We start from the raw sequence: 16,715 nt of genomic DNA on the forward strand, positions 1-16,715 counted from the left end.
GCGATTGTAATCTATTGATTGTCAATCGCATTTTGTATATATTTACCTTTCCCTCAGACTGTTTCATTTTAAAATAACTCACAACCATGAAATTATCTGTTCAAATCTTCCGTTTATTTCTTATTAGTATTATCTGGCTTTTATTTGTTTCTCTTTCCAGTAACGACTCCCAAAATTTTGATTCTGCAGCTCTTGACGAAGCTGAGCTGAAAACAGACGGACTCTATTTTGCTGAGTTTTATGATAATATTTATCGTGGTCATTTTGAGAATTTAGAGATCAAAAGAGATGACATGATGTTTTTAACCATTTTCGATCAATATTTAAGAGCCTATGGAGGTAATTGCGATCGTTATTTGCCAGCAGATAAAGTTGAAATTTTGAATCAGGTCTGTAAGACCGAGGAGGTAACAAAAAATGGCTGGGGAGATGTTGTTAGTAGAGTATGCGTAGAGTATACTTGGGTTGGTAGTGGTTTGTATGCCAAACCAGAATTATATGATGCTTATGCTGTAGTGGATCAAATACAACGTTCAAAAGGATTGAATACCATGATGGACATGATTACCAACCCTAATAGTATGGGGAATTCTGTTGATATGATTCATAAAACTAAAGGTTTAAATAATGATATGGTAAAACTGTTTCAAATGAACGCTTGCAATGGTGAAGCCTTAAAACGATTCGATGAAAATTTAGAATTGTTTGCAAGAAATAAGGCATCCATTAGAATGCAACAAGCCAGCAAGTATACTACCATGAAAAAAACTGGCGGACCAACTGGTGCACAAAATTTCAACAAATTAATAGATGACTTGGTATATGACCAAGCAAAGACTTGGGCATTTAATAAATACACTGCCGGTAGTATAACAAATGTGCATTCTTCCGCTAAGGATAGTCAAGGCAGACCTAGAGAACTTAGCGCTAATTACAGCTATTCCGGTTTTGGTGGAAACAGTAGGGGATCTGTTCGTATTACATTTGATAACGGATTGCCAAAATGTATTTATTTTTCTGACTTTCCACAAAACTGTAAAACCCCTAACAGCAGTATTTTATCAGCTTATTCAGAAGGCAAATATGCAAATTAACGGTTTGTAATAGTACGGTTCTACCATTTCATCAATCTCATGTAGTAAGGGTACATGTATTAAATTTCTTTTATTAGAACAACCCCTTTTTTACCTGAAATAGAAATATATCCTTGTCCTTTTTTACCATATTTCGCCTTTATTTCACGTAACTTTTTGCCCTTGTCCAACATTTTGGAATCTACGTCATGAAATGATTTTGGCAATCTGACCAAACCTTCTTCTAAAGTTGCAGAGAAGACATGTGGAAAGTTAATAACATTGATATGTATTTCAGATGATTCTTGCTCCAAGCTTATTTTAGACGTTGCAGAAAGGATATTCTTTACCCATAAATCTGAAATTTTTAAGTTCAAATCAATATCCTTTTTAAGGCGATGTAAGCGTAGTTTACTAAATTTAAGATTGCCGTAAAGAGTACCTATCTCCCGTATATCAACTTCATCTTTATTAGAGTAAAATTCAAGGGACTCTACTTGGTGTATTTCTATGTTGCTACCGCTACTATTAAGTCTCATGGTATTCGCATGGTCCATATCCAAACCGCCATTGGTAATATCTATATTGGCATAATTGATATTTTTTGCCCTAAGCTTTCCATATTTGATACTTACATCCGTTTTGTTCAAATTATCACTTATCCACATATCTCCATGTTGTACATCTGCCATTAAAATACCTACCCAATCCTCAATAAAAACATCACCAAATTTATTGATGACCTCTAGTTCAACTTTTTGGGGCACGTAAACCTTATAATCAATTTGCACATTGCTTCGGTCAAAATCGAACGGATTGGCTTTTTCAAAAAGGTTAGAGAAAAATCCGGAGTTCTTTTCCGCTATTTCATAGTTAACGGATATAAATTTATCGCTATGTCTTATTACAGGTTTTATTCTATTCAAGAGCTCTTGGGCGTTTTCCCTTTTCTTATCGGTCACCGTAATATTGACGGTGATGGAGACTTCATTCTTGACCCATCCGTAGATATTGATATTACCGTATTTATTTTCCAAATGAAGTTCTCCTGCATTGGTGAAAGGGTAGGTTTTAGAGATATCCTTAGATACCTTTTCTTGTGCCAAGGCTGTAAAACCAAGCAGCATCGCCAAGGCGAAAAGCTTAAGCTTTTTACAAAGTATATCCATAATCGTCTTCTTTAATTTTAGATTCGTTTAGCTGCTGCAATAGATTTTCAATGAGTTCTATGCGCTTTCTATAATTGGAAACAATGGCTGCCAAAACCTGTTCATTATCTAGATTGTTCTGCATTTCAAGTTTTAGTTGCTCATATTCGGCATCAAGCTCAACCATAAATGACAGAAACTCTTTTTTATCTGCCGCCGTTAATTGATTGTTGTTTTGCACTAATTGTACTTGGTAGGTTACCAAACCTTTGTAATGCATATCTATATCCTGTAGTTCCTTAGAGACATAATGGGTTGGTGTATTGGGGCTGCCAAAGAAGGTAAGCCCAACAATTCCGGTAATTCCCAGTAGAATTACTATACTGGCAGCAATACGTATCATGGGCGATTTCCAGAGTGGTACCACCTTTGGTGGATTTTCGTTTAATTGCGCTGCAATATTTGCCCACATTTTTGCACGGTCTGCCTTGTGGTCATCAAAGATCGCTTTATTATCCCGTATATGTTTTTCAAATTGATCCATTACAATCCGTTTATAATTTCTACTAATTTCTTTTTTGCTCTGTGATACTGTGATTTAGAGGTAGATGTGGTTATGCCCAAAACATCACTAATCTCATTGTGATCATATCCTTCCAATAGGTAAAGGTTTATTATTTGCTTATACCCTAATGGAAGTTTTTCAATACCAGATTTCACTTTTAAAATATCTATGGCATCCACTTTTTCAATTTCCACTTCATCGGTTAGGTGGTATTCATGCTCATCCATAGAGGTAAGCGGTAGCCGCTTTACCTTTAAATGGTTAATACTCTTATTAATGACAATATGTTTTAACCAAGCACCAAAAGAAGACTCATATTTAAACCTATCCAGGTTTTTGAAAGCATCTACAAAACTATCTTGCACAATATCTTCGGCATCTTCCTTAATTCCCAAAAAACGCATACTAACGTTGAACATGGCATCAACATAGAGCTCGTACAGTTGATACTGCGAGGTTCTATCGCCAGTCTTGCTGCGCTCAACAAGGGATCGATGCGTAAAACGAATTTCGGTTTCCAATGAATTTAGGTGGTTATTTGTACTCTAAAATTGGTTTCTATGATAAAGACAACCATTTTTTTAGATAGTTGCATTTTGCTACAATTTATTTGAAACTAATAGACTTGTAAGTTAGTACGATCCAAAGGGGCGAATGTTACCATTGTGATAAAACTTTATCTGCTGTGCAACCTTTTACAAATTATGTTGTCAATTAGTAATGTTCATCAATCAATTAAACAAAATAGCATGATTAAAAAACAAAAACAACAAGTATGCATAAGGCAGCTAAAACGTATGGCAGTGCTTATGTTACTATTTGCGGGCATTCAATTACATGCCCAAGACAATTATACCATTAGTGGTAAAATTACCGACATTGACAACGGAGAAACCCTTTTTGGGGCATCTGTTTTTTTGGAGGGTACAAGTATTGGGGTGGTTACCAATGAATACGGATTTTATTCGTTGACCGCACCAGAAGGATCTTATCGTTTACTCATTACATATATGGGATATGGTGATGTTAAGCAAGATGTAAACCTGAACAGAAACCAAAACTTCAATTTTGAAATTTCTGAAGTTTCTACCAAGTTAGATGAAGTAGAGGTAACGGCAGAGGAATCTGAAATTGCCGTATTACGAAAACCGGAAATGAGCGTCCTCAAAATGAACATTGAAACGGTTAAGCAAATGCCGGTGGTTCTGGGTGAAGTGGATATTTTAAAATCGCTACAAATGCTACCGGGGGTAACCAATAACGGTGAAGGTACCGGCGGTTTTCACGTACGTGGTGGTGCGGGCGACCAAAACCTGGTTCTGTTGGATGAGGCTATCATTTATAATACTTCTCACATGTTCGGTTTTTTCTCGGTCTTCAATGCAGATGCCATTAAAGATGTAAAACTGTACAAAGGTGGTATACCGGCAAGGTATGGTGGGCGTGTTTCCTCAGTGTTAGATGTTAGGCAGAAAGACGGTAACAGTAAACGGTTTGCTGCAACGGGCGGCATAGGTATCATATCTAGCCGTTTGGCACTAGAAGCGCCTTTGTTTAAAGAAAAAGGTTCTTTTTTAATTGCTGGTCGTCGTTCTTATGCCGATTTGTTATTAAAAGCTGCGGGGGAAGATAATAGCGTAAGTTTTTACGATCTAAATTTAAAAACGAATTATAAGATCAATACGAACAACCGACTTTTTCTTTCCGGTTATTTTGGGCGCGATGCTTTTGAGCTGGGAGAAAACTTTAGTAGTTCTTATGGGAATTCAACTGCTAATCTGCGTTGGAACCACATTTTTAACGATAAACTTTTCTCTAACCTGTCCGCTATTTATAGTAAGTATGACTATGAGCTGGGTATTACCTCTGCGGAGTTCGACTGGGTGTCGTCCATTACCAATTACAATCTAAAATATGACTTAAAGTATTACTTCAGTGATGCATTTAAGCTAGATTTTGGAGCCAGCGGTATACATTATGAGTTTGATCCCGGTGAAATTATTCCTACCACCGAAACGTCATCTGTCAATCCTTTGGTATTGGATAAGAAAAGGGCGTTGGAAACTGGAGTGTATGTAAATGCGGAACATAAATTAACGGAGAAGCTGACTGCACAATACGGTTTGCGATACAGTGCATTTTCTAGACTTGGGGGGCAGCCCATGACGGAATATGCCAATAATCAACCGGTAGTCTATAATGAGGACCTAGGTATTTATGAACGTGGTGAAGCCATTGGTGAAACGGTATACGAAAAGGGAGACGCCATTAAGACCTTTGGTAATTTGGAGCCTAGGGCGTCATTGGCATATACTATAAATGACAATTCTTCTTTAAAGGCTGGCTTTTCTAGGGTGGCGCAATACATACATCTATTATCCAACACTTCTTCTGCTACGCCATTAGATGTTTGGACACCAAGCGGTCAGTACATAGACCCGCAATTATCCAATCAATATGCCTTGGGCTACTTCCGTAATTTTAAGAACAAGGCGTATTCCATGGAGGCTGAAATCTATTATAAGAATACCGATAATAGAATCGATTATATAGATGGTTCTGATCTTATTGGACAGAATACCATTGAAACCGAAATATTAAAAGGGGAGTCAAGGGCATACGGACTAGAGCTTTTATTCCGTAAGAACGAGGGTAAATTTACGGGGTGGATTTCCTATACGCTATCCAAGTCAGAGCAGCGAACTCCCGGTGGTAATGCCGGTGGTTTGGGTATTAATGACGGTAATTGGTACAACACACCTTATGATAGAACGCATGATGTCTCTATATCCGGGTCATATCGATTAAACGATAAATGGAGTTTTGGTACCAATTTGGTCTTTCAAACGGGTAGGCCAGTTACGTATCCTAATGGTCAATATGAGTATGAGGGCGTTTCCATTGCTAGTTATTCCGATAGAAATTCCGATCGCCTACCTGCGTATCACCGTTTAGATCTGTCAGTCAATTATAAGCCCAACAGAAAGCCAAATGCCAAATTAAAAGGGGAGTGGGTACTAGGTATTTATAACGCCTATAACCGTAAAAATGCTGCTTCTGTATCCTTTGGGCAGAATATAGAAACGGGGGCAAATGAGGCTACCAGAACCGCTATTTTCGGAATTGTACCATCCATTACCTATAACTTTAAATTTTAATACGATGAAAAATTATATAAAATCAATAATAGCCCTGTTCACTGTTATTCTTACGGGTTGTACAGATGTTATAGATGTTGACGTACAAACAGATACCTTACGTTTGGTGGTAGAGGCTTCCTTAGACTGGGAAAAAGGAACTACGGGTAATGATCAAGTGATCACGTTACGTACGTCCACACCTTTTTTTGACACTCAAAGTACCAATGTTACGGGTGCGGAAGTTACTGTGACCAATAACGCTACGGGAGAAGTTTTTCGTTTTACCGATCAGAATGATGGCACCTATACCACAAGTGCCTTTCAACCTCAATTGTTTGCCACCTATACTTTGGAAATTGTATATAATGGAGAACGGTATGTTGCTGAAGATACTATGAATCCTGTTCCCAATATTACCGAAATCTACCAAGATACGGAAGATGGGTTTGATGATGAGGCAATAGAATTGCATATTGTATTTACCGATTTTGAGGACGAAGGCGATAATTACCTTTTTAAGTTTGAACGACCACAAGACCTGTTACCTACTTTGGAAACAGGTGATGATGAGTTTATAAACGGGAACGAAGTGGACTGGTGGTATGAGATCGATGATGATGAGGAAGGTGATATACATCCGTTACAACCAGGTGATGTGGTAAACATTACCATGAACGGTATTTCTAGAGCTTACTATAATTACATGGATATTGTTATAGACCAAATTGGCGGCGTAGGTATTTTTGAAGCTACACCGGTAGATGTTCGTGGCAATTGCATTAATACGACTAACCCAGATAATTATGCTCATGGCTATTTTAGGGTAACGGAAACCAATAAGGTAAGTTATACGGTAGAGTAGAAGTCTTTTTAAGAATAGAAAAACCAAGCGCTACAGCAATTAGTGCTTGGTTTTTTTGTTTTAAATGTAGTGTTCAATTATTTCTAAATCATTTTTGCTTTAGTGCACCTTGCGCGGCCCAATAGATTCCACCATATAAGTGGTCTATATAATTTTGTTTTTGAAAGGCTTCTGGTTTATGACCAAGTGTTGTATAAAATGAGCGACCTCCTTCAAATAGTTGATACCAAGCTATGGGGTGATGATCGCCCATACCTTCAAGCGGTATCTCGTCATATCCTTTTTGATAATCGTAGGTATTTTCGTTTACGGATAGGAGTACTGTGATTTTATCTGATTTTAATAATTTAAAATTGTACCACTCCTCACTCCATAACCATTTTTCCGGTAGGTGCATGTTTGAAGGGAAATTTGAATCATGATTGGTCAATACGGCAGATTGAAATTTTGGATGGTCCTTAAAAACCCCACCCACAAGATTATCAAACCACGGGTTTCTAATATCACTATCAGATGTTGAATGTACGCCTACAAAACCTTTTCCATTGTGTATGTGCTCTTTGAGAACATTAAGCTGTTCATTGCTTAAATTGTCCGTGTTTGCATTTAAAAAGACCACCACATCGTAAGACGGTAATTTTTTGGCAAGGTCTTCTGCACTTTGCGTCCAATCAAATTTAAATTGGTGCTCGACTGACATTTTATGGAAAGCGTCTACAGCTTTAGGAATACACTCATAATGCCAGGTATCTTGTACTGTAAACAACAGCACTTTAAATTGGTCTTGGGCATAGCTCATTTGATGGAAAGTTAAAATGATGAAACATGTTAATTGTAAAAATCTAGTTTTCATAAGTTGAGTAAGTTGACGGTGAGTTGTTATAAAATGTTGAAATAAAGAAAGTTCCAGGCGGCATTAATGCTATACCACACTGGGTAATTGAAAGCTTCAACTTCCGCAATGGTATATTTAAGTCCGGCTGTTTCCGCGTATTTAAAGTATAGTTCAAAATCCATTTTACCACTCTGTCCTAATTCCTCATAATCTTTTACATGCCAGCTTATAAAACGGTGCTTGTATTTTTTGAAATAGTCAATGGGGTCAACTTTAGAAAAATGCATCCAATACAGGTCTGCTTGAAAACCAACATATGCCGGATCGGTGTTTTCCAACAAATAATCATAAACAACCTTGTTTTCTATTGTTTTAAATTCATCGGAGTGATTGTGGTAGGCAAACTTTATTCCTCTTTCTGTGCACAGCTTACCAATAGCATTATAGTACTCGGTATACTTTTTTAATTCTGCTAGGGTCTTAATGTCTTTAATTTGATTGTTTGATATGGTTAGGTATTCAACACCTGCCTGTTTATGATCAGCTATACAATTTTTCCACCATTGCATGGCGTTTTTCCAAGCTTGATCTTCGTCTTTGGGCAGGTCGTAAAAGGTCATGGACCCGGTAAATTTCAGGTTGTTTTCTTCCACCAAACTTTTAAAAGCTAAGGGAGAAAGTCCATAGAAAGAGCGGTCTTTATACACAAAGGTTTCAATATAACTAAAGCCCATTCTATCAAGATATTTTAAGGTCTCTTTTGGGTTGTTCTGCATTTGTTCATGAACCGAAACCAGCTGAATTCCAATATTCTTGTTTTTTGGATTTTTCTTGATATAACGTGTTTGCCAAAGTATTAGGTTCTGTGGGTCTTTGCCTATTAAATGTACATCGGTCTGATTCTTAAAATCAAAAGTAACTGTCATGGTTTCTTTGCCCGTAAAGTCGCGATCTTTCATGATCCAATCTGTTTTGCTGGTAAATTCGCCTTTACCCAAAAACATATCGCCCTGTGCACTTTTTCCCAAGGTAAAAATGGAATCGGTCTTGGTATCATAACCAATAAGTTCAGTAAGCGTATGGTTGTAAATATCTCCTTCCTTTTGAAACACATCTACCGACATGGCAGTATGATCTATTGTAGGATAGTTGTTCATTTTAATAAGCGGTATGCTGGCAACGCTATCTGTGGTATGATCTATAGAACTGACCCAGAACCCTAAATATTGCTGTAGCCTATCTGCTTGTTCTGCAATGGGCATCTGTGAAAAAACAGTATTTGTTCCTATTAAAATGAAGAGTAAAAGAATACTATTCGTAAATTTTTTAATACTAGTATGATCCATCATAACTTTATATTTATGATGGTAAAAATAGAGGAGTTGATGGTCTATGACTATAATTAATCAAGCAATGAATAGTACTGATGTTGCACTTAGGTTACTATTTTGCAAACACTATTCAATTTAGGTTTTGCCACATATGTGCTATACAATGCATAATTTGTAATAATATGCAGCTAGATTAACATGTACCTTAGAACTGATTTAAGCATAAAATTGAGATAGCTTTTTTACTGGATTTTGATATCGAAAGTTTCTGAGGTATTCTAAAAAAATAGATATTCTAATTATAAATTTTAAACTAAAACAACGTATGAAAAATTTACTTTTTGCCACATGGGTTATAATATGCTTTTCAACTTTTGGCTATGCACAATCGCCAGACAAGAAAGTATCGGAAAAGGAAGACACGGAGAAAATGCTTTTGACCATTTTCTTAAAACACGATCAGTCTATGAATTTAAGTGAAATAGAAGGCATTAGAACCAAACAAGGCTTTTATGAAAGTTTTCCTCCGGAAGGTGTTTCGTTGGTCAATTGGTATGTTGTTATGGGTATTGGGCAAATGGTGGTATTAGAATTGCCCGCTTCTAAACTACGGGACGTGAACTTGGCGATAGAAAAAACGGCTTGGAAAGCTTTTAAATCTGAAATTTACCCTACATACAATTTGTACCCGCTAATAGAAGGGAAGTTGGAGAATAAGTCTAAAGTGAGTTATTAAGACTATTCGTTTATTTAACTCTTTTATAAGGCTCCGCCAAGTATCTATTCCATTTTAGAATAACTTGTAGTGGAGCAGTAAGAGTTTGAATAAACAAATAAAAAACCAAGCGCTACAGCAATTAGTGCTTGGTTTGTCATTTAGTTTGGTGAATGCAGACCCATTTTATTGCCTTCAGAGTCCAGGAATATAGCGTAATAACCGCTTTCGTCTGCATGAAGCGATTTTGGAACCATAATCTCACCACCGTTGATTTGGACTTTATCGAGTATGGCTTGTAAGTTATCCCCGCCATTTAAATAAATGGTTATTCCGTTTGCAGAAGGGGTATAGCCTTCCGCTTTCATGATAACTCCAGTGACCATTTGATTTTCATAGGGGAATATACCCATTTGCATTTCCGGAAATTCCATCTTTTCAATTTCTATGTCCAAAATAGCTTGGTAAAAATTTACCGCCCTAGTAATATCCGTAGCCGGAATTTCAAAAATGGAAATAAAACTTTTCATATCGCTTTTGTTTTCAGTTGCTTGCGTATTTATTACTTTGTCTTGAGCATTGCAGTTAATTCCCCAAAAAGTAAATAATACCGCACCTAATAGTATTGCCTTTTTCATTTGTAGTGTTTACAGGTAAAATACAAATATGAAATAGTATTCAACTAAAAAATTGTAAAAATGCGACACGCAGGCTATTTATAGAACAAGGTAGAGAGTACCATTTGTTCATTGCTTAAGAATGCTGTGGGACTAATGCCGGTAAACTCCTTAAAATCCTTATTGAAATGGGCTTGGTCAAAGTAGTCGCTTTCATAGGCAATTTTGGTAAGGCTGTCCGTTTCTTTGTTCAGTAGCATTTTTAATGCAGATTGCAATCGTATAACCTTGCCCAATTGTTTAGGACTAACGCCAATCTGCTTTTTAAAATTTCTTTCCAATTGTCTTCTTTTGGACAAATCTTCTTTGAGAATGGTGGAAATAGTCGCAGTACCGTTTGAGGTTAAAAGGGCATCTACGGTTTGCTTTACAATAGTATCAATGGTGGATTGTTCATGCAAACTCCCTAAAAGGAATTTTTCAATAACTGCAATGCGTTGTTTTGTGTCTTCCGCATTAATGATGTTGCGCTCCAGTTCATTGACAATTGAAGCATCAAAAAGTGAGGTTAGCGGGGTTTCTTTATTTGCCAACTGTTCAATGGGTGTAGTAACAAAATTGGCAAAGCCATAAGGGTAGAAACGTATGGCAAAAGTGTTTACATAGCCCGTAGGTTCAATAAAAAAAGGTGCTAGGGTTTGCCCAAGTACCATGGCACGTGGTTGTAGTATAAATTCATCTTGCGAAGTATAGCGTTTAATATCATCGCCAAGAATAAACGCCATTTCAATACAACCATCTGGTACTATGCGCTGTCTTTCTGCACTATATTCCGCAGGAATTTCCAAAGTCCAATAACAACTTACCAAAGCTTCCAAATCTTGATGTGGTTGAAATGTTTGGTAGTTCATTGTTTTAGGGTGTTGTTGGTGTGGGATGTAATGGTTTTGTGTATGATTAGTTGCGGACATTTCCAACGAAAATTGTCCACCTGAACCTAAAGATAATTGATTGCAGGAATTTTCAAGTGGAAATTCCGACCGCAATTAATTATATACCGTATTACCTACTGGCTTTTAATAATTCCATTTCGAACTTCTGTTTATCAGTGAGTTTGATGTCGTAAAGTGCAATTGACAATGAAAAGTCAGTTGTCTTTTTAAGTGACAAATTTTTTATTTTTTCCTTTTTTATTAAATCAACTACTTTTTGGGAGCAGAACCTAAACATTGTTGATTCCCCATTTTCATCTGTTTCACACATAAATAGGTCTGTTCCGTCCCAATAATTGTTTTTAAAATAAAATCCTTTTGCATGCGGTTCGGTCGTAATTCCAATTTTGTCCATCACGATAGAGCTCTGAGAGTAATCTTGATAACCACAGCGACCAGTTATTATTAGTCCGTAATATTTTTGGTCGATAAGCTCGTTGTTCTTGGATAATATATGAACGTCATAGATTTTCCAACCTGTAATTCCGTTTGATTTAAATAAATCAATAATTCGTTTACTTACAATAAATGGAAATGCATTAGTTGTCCAAATAATGTCAGAAAGAGATTTTCCTCCCATGGAGTGTTTAACAGAAACCGCTTCACGAACTTCTTTTTCTCCACGAGAAATTTCAGGTTCGGCTAATTCAAAACATTCAATTTTGCCTCTGAATGGTTGATTGGAATGTGTTTCTCCAATCATATATATATTATTGTAGTCGAGCATTTGTTTAGCTTGCAGGAAACGGTCTCGTATAACCGTCAGTTATGGGTTAAATTAGATTTTATTTTCGGTTTGGCACTAACGTTAGCAATTCCAAGTATATTTGGACGTAGCCGAATCCGTCGTAATTGCGGTTATACAATATAGAAAACTGTTTTTTATATTTTATGCTCATATCCGATTTCATCTAAATCAGATTTTAATTGTACTAAATCATCTAATTCAGGATTTAATTTAAGAACCAATTCCTTAGTTATTGTATCTCCATTATAAATTTTTTCTACAAGTTCTAATTTAAGTTTGTTTTCCTCAAAATTTTCTTCGTAATATTCTTCTGCCCAATTCTTATAAGTCATAGGTTTACCATCTAATAGTTCAAGCAAATCACTTGAGCCATCTTTGTAGTCATCTTCGGGTAAATTAACCTTGCCAGTTTCCCAGTTCTTGTCGGTGTTTGTTTGCCAAATACAAAAAGTCGTTCCGATACTTTTTACAGGTTCTCCGAAAATAAATTCATTAAATACCTCTGGTAAATCATTAACAACTTCTTTTATGATTTCCTGGGTCAGTTCGGTTTTGTTTTCTTTTTTTGAGCCGAGGAGTTTTTCTATAAAAGACTTTTTCTCTTCAATTTTGACATTTTTCCATCCGTTCATTTCACTTTCGTGAGCAAATCCATTTATACAGGTACCATTGTTGCTAAATAAAATCAACATTTGATCGCCCTGTCCATTTCGCATTTCGCAACATTCTTCTGTTTCACTCCAATTTTTTTGATATGAATAATACCTGTATTCCCATTCTGGACATATTATTGCTTCCAATGCAGAAATTGACTTGCAAATACTTTTAAGTTCTCTTGGGTTCGGTAAAAGATTCAAGTTCTGAGTAGAAAGTTTATTCATTGGTAGAAATTTGTATTGAGTTTTTTGGTTACGATTTGTGGATAGTACGTATCCGGTAGGGTATGTACTTTACACCTTGTTGGCAAGAGTTTTATTTACAAATTTCATTTGCGGTTTCAGTATAGTAACTTAGGTAAATACTAAAAAACTTTAAAGCTCTTCTTCTATTTGTTGAAACCAATATATCTGCGGCGTTAGGGTCTGGTATTGCTAAGTATCCCACATTTTGAATAATCTGCTCCCTAAAGTTCCTTTCTGAATGTTTGGAGTTATGTGCAATATGATTTCTTATTGCTTTAACTTGATTTAGAATTGTTGCATCTCGATAAATGCAATGAAATCTACTTCGATGATGGAAAGTATAATCAACGCGCTGCTTTAGTTTTTGGTAGTCTATCCAGTCAACATAATCACCATCTCTCAGTCTTCTGTTTGCACTAATCTTCTTAAAGGCCTCATTTTTATTTCTTGACAACGTGATTTTAGGTCGTAATACAGAATTACTATTTGTTTTACAAGTACACATCGCAGCGAGAAAACACTCTTCAATGAAGTTTTCCCAATTTATTACCGCCCGTAAAAAAGCCCCCTGAATAAAAACATCTCTCTTGTAAGACTTTGGTTCTAATGAAAGGTCTTTTAAAATTTGTTCCAATGATGAGAGCTCCGCAATAAAATTTCTATGTAAAGATTTTATGCTGTACATAATTGTTTATAGAAGCGCTTTTAAATGGTTGTGCCTACTCCTTCTGTTCGAAGAAGAACCGGTACCTTGTCTATATAATAACACTATATCTTCATCAAAATCATTTCGATTATATTTGTTAACCAAGGTTTCCAGCTTAGTTTCAATATCCTTTAGGTTAAGTTTTTTATGAGTAAAATCTTTCTTTTTTGTTCCTATCTCGAAGTATGCTTTTTCGAAAAGGCACATGAATAAAGTAAAGAACCAAGCTTGTCTTCTGAAATGTTTATTGATTTTGTCATTTTCGAATAAGTTTCCTAATACAGACATTATATAGTTAAAAGCCTCATAATAGTGTTCTGAATTCTGAAATTTATCATCATATTTTTTATACATATCATCAATTTTCTTCGAAGAGTATTGATTATAACCAAGCTCGATTGTAGTAATTACCTCTGAGATAAATTGAGCTTCCTTCATTCTCGCTATTGCCTTATCTGAAAAGATTTTGAAGTCATTCCAAAAAGCAGAATATAAAGACGATAGATTATAAATGAGTGACTTAAACTGCCCGGACCAAATTGCATTTCTTTTCTCTTGGGCGTTAAGTGGTAAAGTGAACGAATTTAATCTAGAAAAAATAGAGATGATATCTGATTCGGTGGCTCCTTTTATTGAAATGAAAGAAAGCTCGTAATCTAAAATATCTTGTTGAATTTCAAATGGAAGTTCTGAGAATTTGTATCCATGAAGGGTAGAATCAGAAAAGTTTTTTCCTAAGTCAAATTGATTGTTTATGAATTCAATAATTGTAGAAATACGCTGTTGGCCATCAATTATTTCTTTACGTCTCTCCCTTGAGGTTGTAACAAATTCCCTTAGATAAATTGGCTGAATAGGATAGTTGTTGAAGATGGTATCCATCAAACTGGTTTTGGCAGTATTTGGCCAATTTGTTCTTCTTCGTTGATATTTAGGCTGGATGACAAGTTCTTTTTTTTCAAGAAGCCTCTTTATATCATCCATGCTGTACATCCTATGTGATAATTGTACTTTTTTCATTTTCTTTTTTAATTATCGTCAACGTGTTTGTATATAGTTTGTTGCGTGGTTTAAGCAAATAATTACCGACCAAGAAAGTCCGTGAAGACTTTCGTAAGTAAGCAAGAAGCCAGCAATAAATTATATACGTTGTTCCCAGTAGTTTTTATTTCAAACTGCAATTATATAAATGTCATCTTTGTAAATTTCTATTTCAAAGTTTTCTCCAGTTTTTGTGTCAAACCATCTATCATCGCTTATTTTAGTCATTCGTTTATTTAGTGTTTCTTTTACATTTTCCAAAAAATGTTTGGTGTAATGAAGTTTTTGACAATATAAATATCCTTTTCCTTTTTTGTAATCAGGATTTGCTTTTTGAAAATCAATAAAGTCGGTATAAATTCCTAATGAATTTGGTGCTCCAATTAAAAGAGTTTTTACTTCGTCAAAATGTTCTTTAATTACAAGAAAATCAATTTTTTTAGTTCGTTCAATACTTTCCTTTATCGTATCTCCTTTATTGTCAATTTTGTAATAATATCTATAAGTTTCTGAATTTCGGTCAAGTAATGAAATCAATTCTTCCAATGATTTAAAATATCTATTAAATTCCTCTTTTTCTTCCTTGTCAGCTTTTACTTTTTTATGTAATTTATTGTAACCAGATTTTAATTCTTCTGATAGACTTTTCAAATCGTGACTTTTTTTAAGTAAAATCCAATTCTTAAATTTCGATAACAGACTTGATTCGTGATATTGTTTGAAAAATTTAATGTTTTCTTTTAGTCCTAATTCAATTGCGTGAGATAATGTAAATAGAGTGGGTAATGAAATTTCATCAAATCTTCTTTTTGTCTTTGGATACTCCTCAAAAATAAATTCAAATAACCGTTCGTATTGACCCCAAATTTGAATATCTCCACTTGAATAACCAACCCAAGCTATATATCTATCTCTTTCTAATCTGTTCATTCTGTGGCTTGGTTTAAATTGCTGGCAACAATTGTATTTGCACACAATTGCACATATTCCACCTATAAAAGTAATCTAATTCCCACCCACTTAAAAAAAGACCTATCAACAGTTATTAACAGGCATTTGTGTGTTTAAACTTAGAACTATGCTTACCACCATACCACAAAGAACTTCTCAAACGTGTTGTTTTTCTTCATCCAAACCATGGGTGCACTGTTGTTATTTAAGCGTTCTGTAATAGCTATAGTTATTTCTTCATGTGTGCGCCATGCTACGGTGTCCGTAGGCTGCAAAACCCATTCGCTTTTGGTAGGGATATAGAATGTATGTGGTGTAAAGTCAGCAGTATGAAATGCTGCCAAGCGTAACCAATAGCCTATAATGCAATTTTTGTTTAACGGTGCAATGGATAATGTGTCGCTAGAATAGGGTTGAAATAACTGTGCTTTATAGCAAACTTGCTGCGTTATGTTTTCGGCATTAATTCCTTTTTCCAACAATTTGGAGCGTCCAATAGGCGTGTGAATCAATGAAAATTGGTTGTTCTTTATCTTTTCTAGCTTGGCATAAAAGGCATCGCGCCGGTTAGGACCTACCAATTGGTGTATGGGTTCTTTAATTTGGGTGTCGATCAGATAGAATTTATAGGTCAATTCTATGTGAATTAGCTGCTTTGTAGCGGTTTCCTGAACAATAAAATCTATTTCACCAATAGTTCGTTTTTCTTCCCGTATGGGCATATTGTGCAGGAGAACATCATACGCATTACTTGCCTCTAACAACTGTTTGCACACAAATTCCATTTGATGTCCCAAGCGCAATTTTTCCGGTATTTCACTTACCACAAAACTATCTGCAGCCACAACAGGAAACTGAAACTGGGAAACGCCAAACTGCACACCTTCCCAAAGCGGTGGAGTGCTTAAAAAACCTTGTATCTGTTTGATGGTTGTAGCTTGTTGGTCGATGGTTTACCTTTTTAGTTGTTGGTTCTCGGTTGTCCGTTGTTTGTAAATAGTGTTCCTAAATACCGGTAACTGAGCGTAGCCGAAGTTACTTTTTTAAAATGCTACGCGCAAAACGTTGCATGCTAAACGCTATACGCTT

At 35.7% G+C, this 16,715-nt stretch carries 17 protein-coding genes; 4 read left to right on the top strand and 13 right to left on the bottom strand.

Annotated features, from left to right (window positions below):
• Nucleotides 1-86: 86 nt before the first annotated feature.
• Nucleotides 87-1,094, top strand: a complete 1,008-nt coding sequence (locus CSC80_RS14170) for a hypothetical protein (protein ID WP_099192648.1) — start codon at nt 87-89, stop codon at nt 1,092-1,094.
• A 59-nt stretch (nt 1,095-1,153) separates the two neighbouring features.
• Here the strand turns inward: CSC80_RS14170 and CSC80_RS14175 are convergent, their stop codons facing one another.
• Genes CSC80_RS14175 through CSC80_RS14185 form a run of 3 tightly spaced genes read right to left on the bottom strand, consistent with a single transcriptional unit; the run spans nt 1,154 to nt 3,307 of the window.
• Nucleotides 1,154-2,242 (bottom strand): hypothetical protein, encoded by a 1,089-nt coding sequence (locus tag CSC80_RS14175; protein ID WP_143751756.1) that lies wholly within the window; start codon nt 2,240-2,242, stop codon nt 1,154-1,156.
• Nucleotides 2,226-2,765 (bottom strand): hypothetical protein, encoded by a 540-nt coding sequence (locus CSC80_RS14180; RefSeq protein ID WP_099192652.1) that lies wholly within the window; start codon nt 2,763-2,765, stop codon nt 2,226-2,228. Before CSC80_RS14180 ends, CSC80_RS14175 begins: the two co-directional genes overlap by 17 nt.
• Entirely contained in the window at nt 2,765-3,307 is a 543-nt protein-coding gene (locus CSC80_RS14185; protein ID WP_236973398.1) for a sigma-70 family RNA polymerase sigma factor, read from the bottom strand. Before CSC80_RS14185 ends, CSC80_RS14180 begins: the two co-directional genes overlap by 1 nt.
• A gap of 276 nt (nt 3,308-3,583) precedes the next feature.
• On the opposite strand from CSC80_RS14185, the gene CSC80_RS14190 reads away from it, so the two are divergent.
• A complete protein-coding gene (locus tag CSC80_RS14190; RefSeq protein ID WP_074674783.1) occupies nt 3,584-5,944 on the top strand; it encodes a TonB-dependent receptor in 2,361 nt (786 codons plus the stop codon).
• Between the two features lie 4 nt (nt 5,945-5,948).
• Nucleotides 5,949-6,788 (top strand): DUF4249 family protein, encoded by an 840-nt coding sequence (locus tag CSC80_RS14195; protein WP_099192656.1) that lies wholly within the window; start codon nt 5,949-5,951, stop codon nt 6,786-6,788.
• Between the two features lie 88 nt (nt 6,789-6,876).
• Here the strand turns inward: CSC80_RS14195 and CSC80_RS14200 are convergent, their stop codons facing one another.
• A complete protein-coding gene (locus CSC80_RS14200) occupies nt 6,877-7,641 on the bottom strand; it encodes a ThuA domain-containing protein (protein ID WP_099192658.1) in 765 nt (254 codons plus the stop codon).
• A gap of 26 nt (nt 7,642-7,667) precedes the next feature.
• On the bottom strand, nt 7,668-8,972 hold the full coding sequence (locus CSC80_RS14205) for a sugar phosphate isomerase/epimerase (protein WP_099192660.1): 1,305 nt from the start codon (nt 8,970-8,972) through the stop codon (nt 7,668-7,670).
• A gap of 307 nt (nt 8,973-9,279) precedes the next feature.
• Between CSC80_RS14205 and CSC80_RS14210 the strand changes: the two genes are divergently transcribed.
• The gene (locus CSC80_RS14210; protein ID WP_099192662.1) at nt 9,280-9,690 is read left to right on the top strand and encodes a hypothetical protein; all 411 of its coding nucleotides are present in this window, start codon (nt 9,280-9,282) and stop codon (nt 9,688-9,690) included.
• A 140-nt stretch (nt 9,691-9,830) separates the two neighbouring features.
• On the opposite strand, the gene CSC80_RS14215 is transcribed toward CSC80_RS14210, so the two are convergent.
• The 8 genes from CSC80_RS14215 to CSC80_RS14250 all read right to left on the bottom strand — a co-directional run bounded on the left by CSC80_RS14215 (nt 9,831) and on the right by CSC80_RS14250 (nt 16,576).
• The gene (locus CSC80_RS14215) at nt 9,831-10,307 is read right to left on the bottom strand and encodes a VOC family protein (RefSeq protein ID WP_236973399.1); all 477 of its coding nucleotides are present in this window, start codon (nt 10,305-10,307) and stop codon (nt 9,831-9,833) included.
• A 74-nt stretch (nt 10,308-10,381) separates the two neighbouring features.
• Complete coding sequence (locus CSC80_RS14220; protein ID WP_099192664.1) at nt 10,382-11,197, bottom strand: DUF6597 domain-containing transcriptional factor; 816 nt, start codon at nt 11,195-11,197, stop codon at nt 10,382-10,384.
• A 151-nt stretch (nt 11,198-11,348) separates the two neighbouring features.
• Nucleotides 11,349-11,981 (bottom strand): hypothetical protein, encoded by a 633-nt coding sequence (locus tag CSC80_RS14225; RefSeq protein ID WP_143751757.1) that lies wholly within the window; start codon nt 11,979-11,981, stop codon nt 11,349-11,351.
• 179 nt (nt 11,982-12,160) lie between these two features.
• Nucleotides 12,161-12,907, bottom strand: a complete 747-nt coding sequence (locus tag CSC80_RS14230; RefSeq protein WP_099192668.1) for a hypothetical protein — start codon at nt 12,905-12,907, stop codon at nt 12,161-12,163.
• Between the two features lie 91 nt (nt 12,908-12,998).
• Nucleotides 12,999-13,613: a hypothetical protein gene (locus tag CSC80_RS14235; RefSeq protein ID WP_099192670.1), complete on the bottom strand. Its 615-nt coding sequence runs from the start codon at nt 13,611-13,613 to the stop codon at nt 12,999-13,001.
• 6 nt (nt 13,614-13,619) lie between these two features.
• The gene (locus CSC80_RS14240) at nt 13,620-14,654 is read right to left on the bottom strand and encodes a DUF262 domain-containing protein (RefSeq protein ID WP_099192672.1); all 1,035 of its coding nucleotides are present in this window, start codon (nt 14,652-14,654) and stop codon (nt 13,620-13,622) included.
• Nucleotides 14,655-14,804: 150 nt separating this feature from the next.
• The gene (locus CSC80_RS14245; protein WP_099192674.1) at nt 14,805-15,605 is read right to left on the bottom strand and encodes a hypothetical protein; all 801 of its coding nucleotides are present in this window, start codon (nt 15,603-15,605) and stop codon (nt 14,805-14,807) included.
• A 152-nt stretch (nt 15,606-15,757) separates the two neighbouring features.
• Complete coding sequence (locus CSC80_RS14250; RefSeq protein WP_343224358.1) at nt 15,758-16,576, bottom strand: DUF1853 family protein; 819 nt, start codon at nt 16,574-16,576, stop codon at nt 15,758-15,760.
• Nucleotides 16,577-16,715: the final 139 nt, after the last annotated feature.

This window comes from Maribacter sp. 6B07 (assembly GCF_002700155.1).
Lineage (GTDB): Bacteria > Bacteroidota > Bacteroidia > Flavobacteriales > Flavobacteriaceae > Maribacter > Maribacter dokdonensis.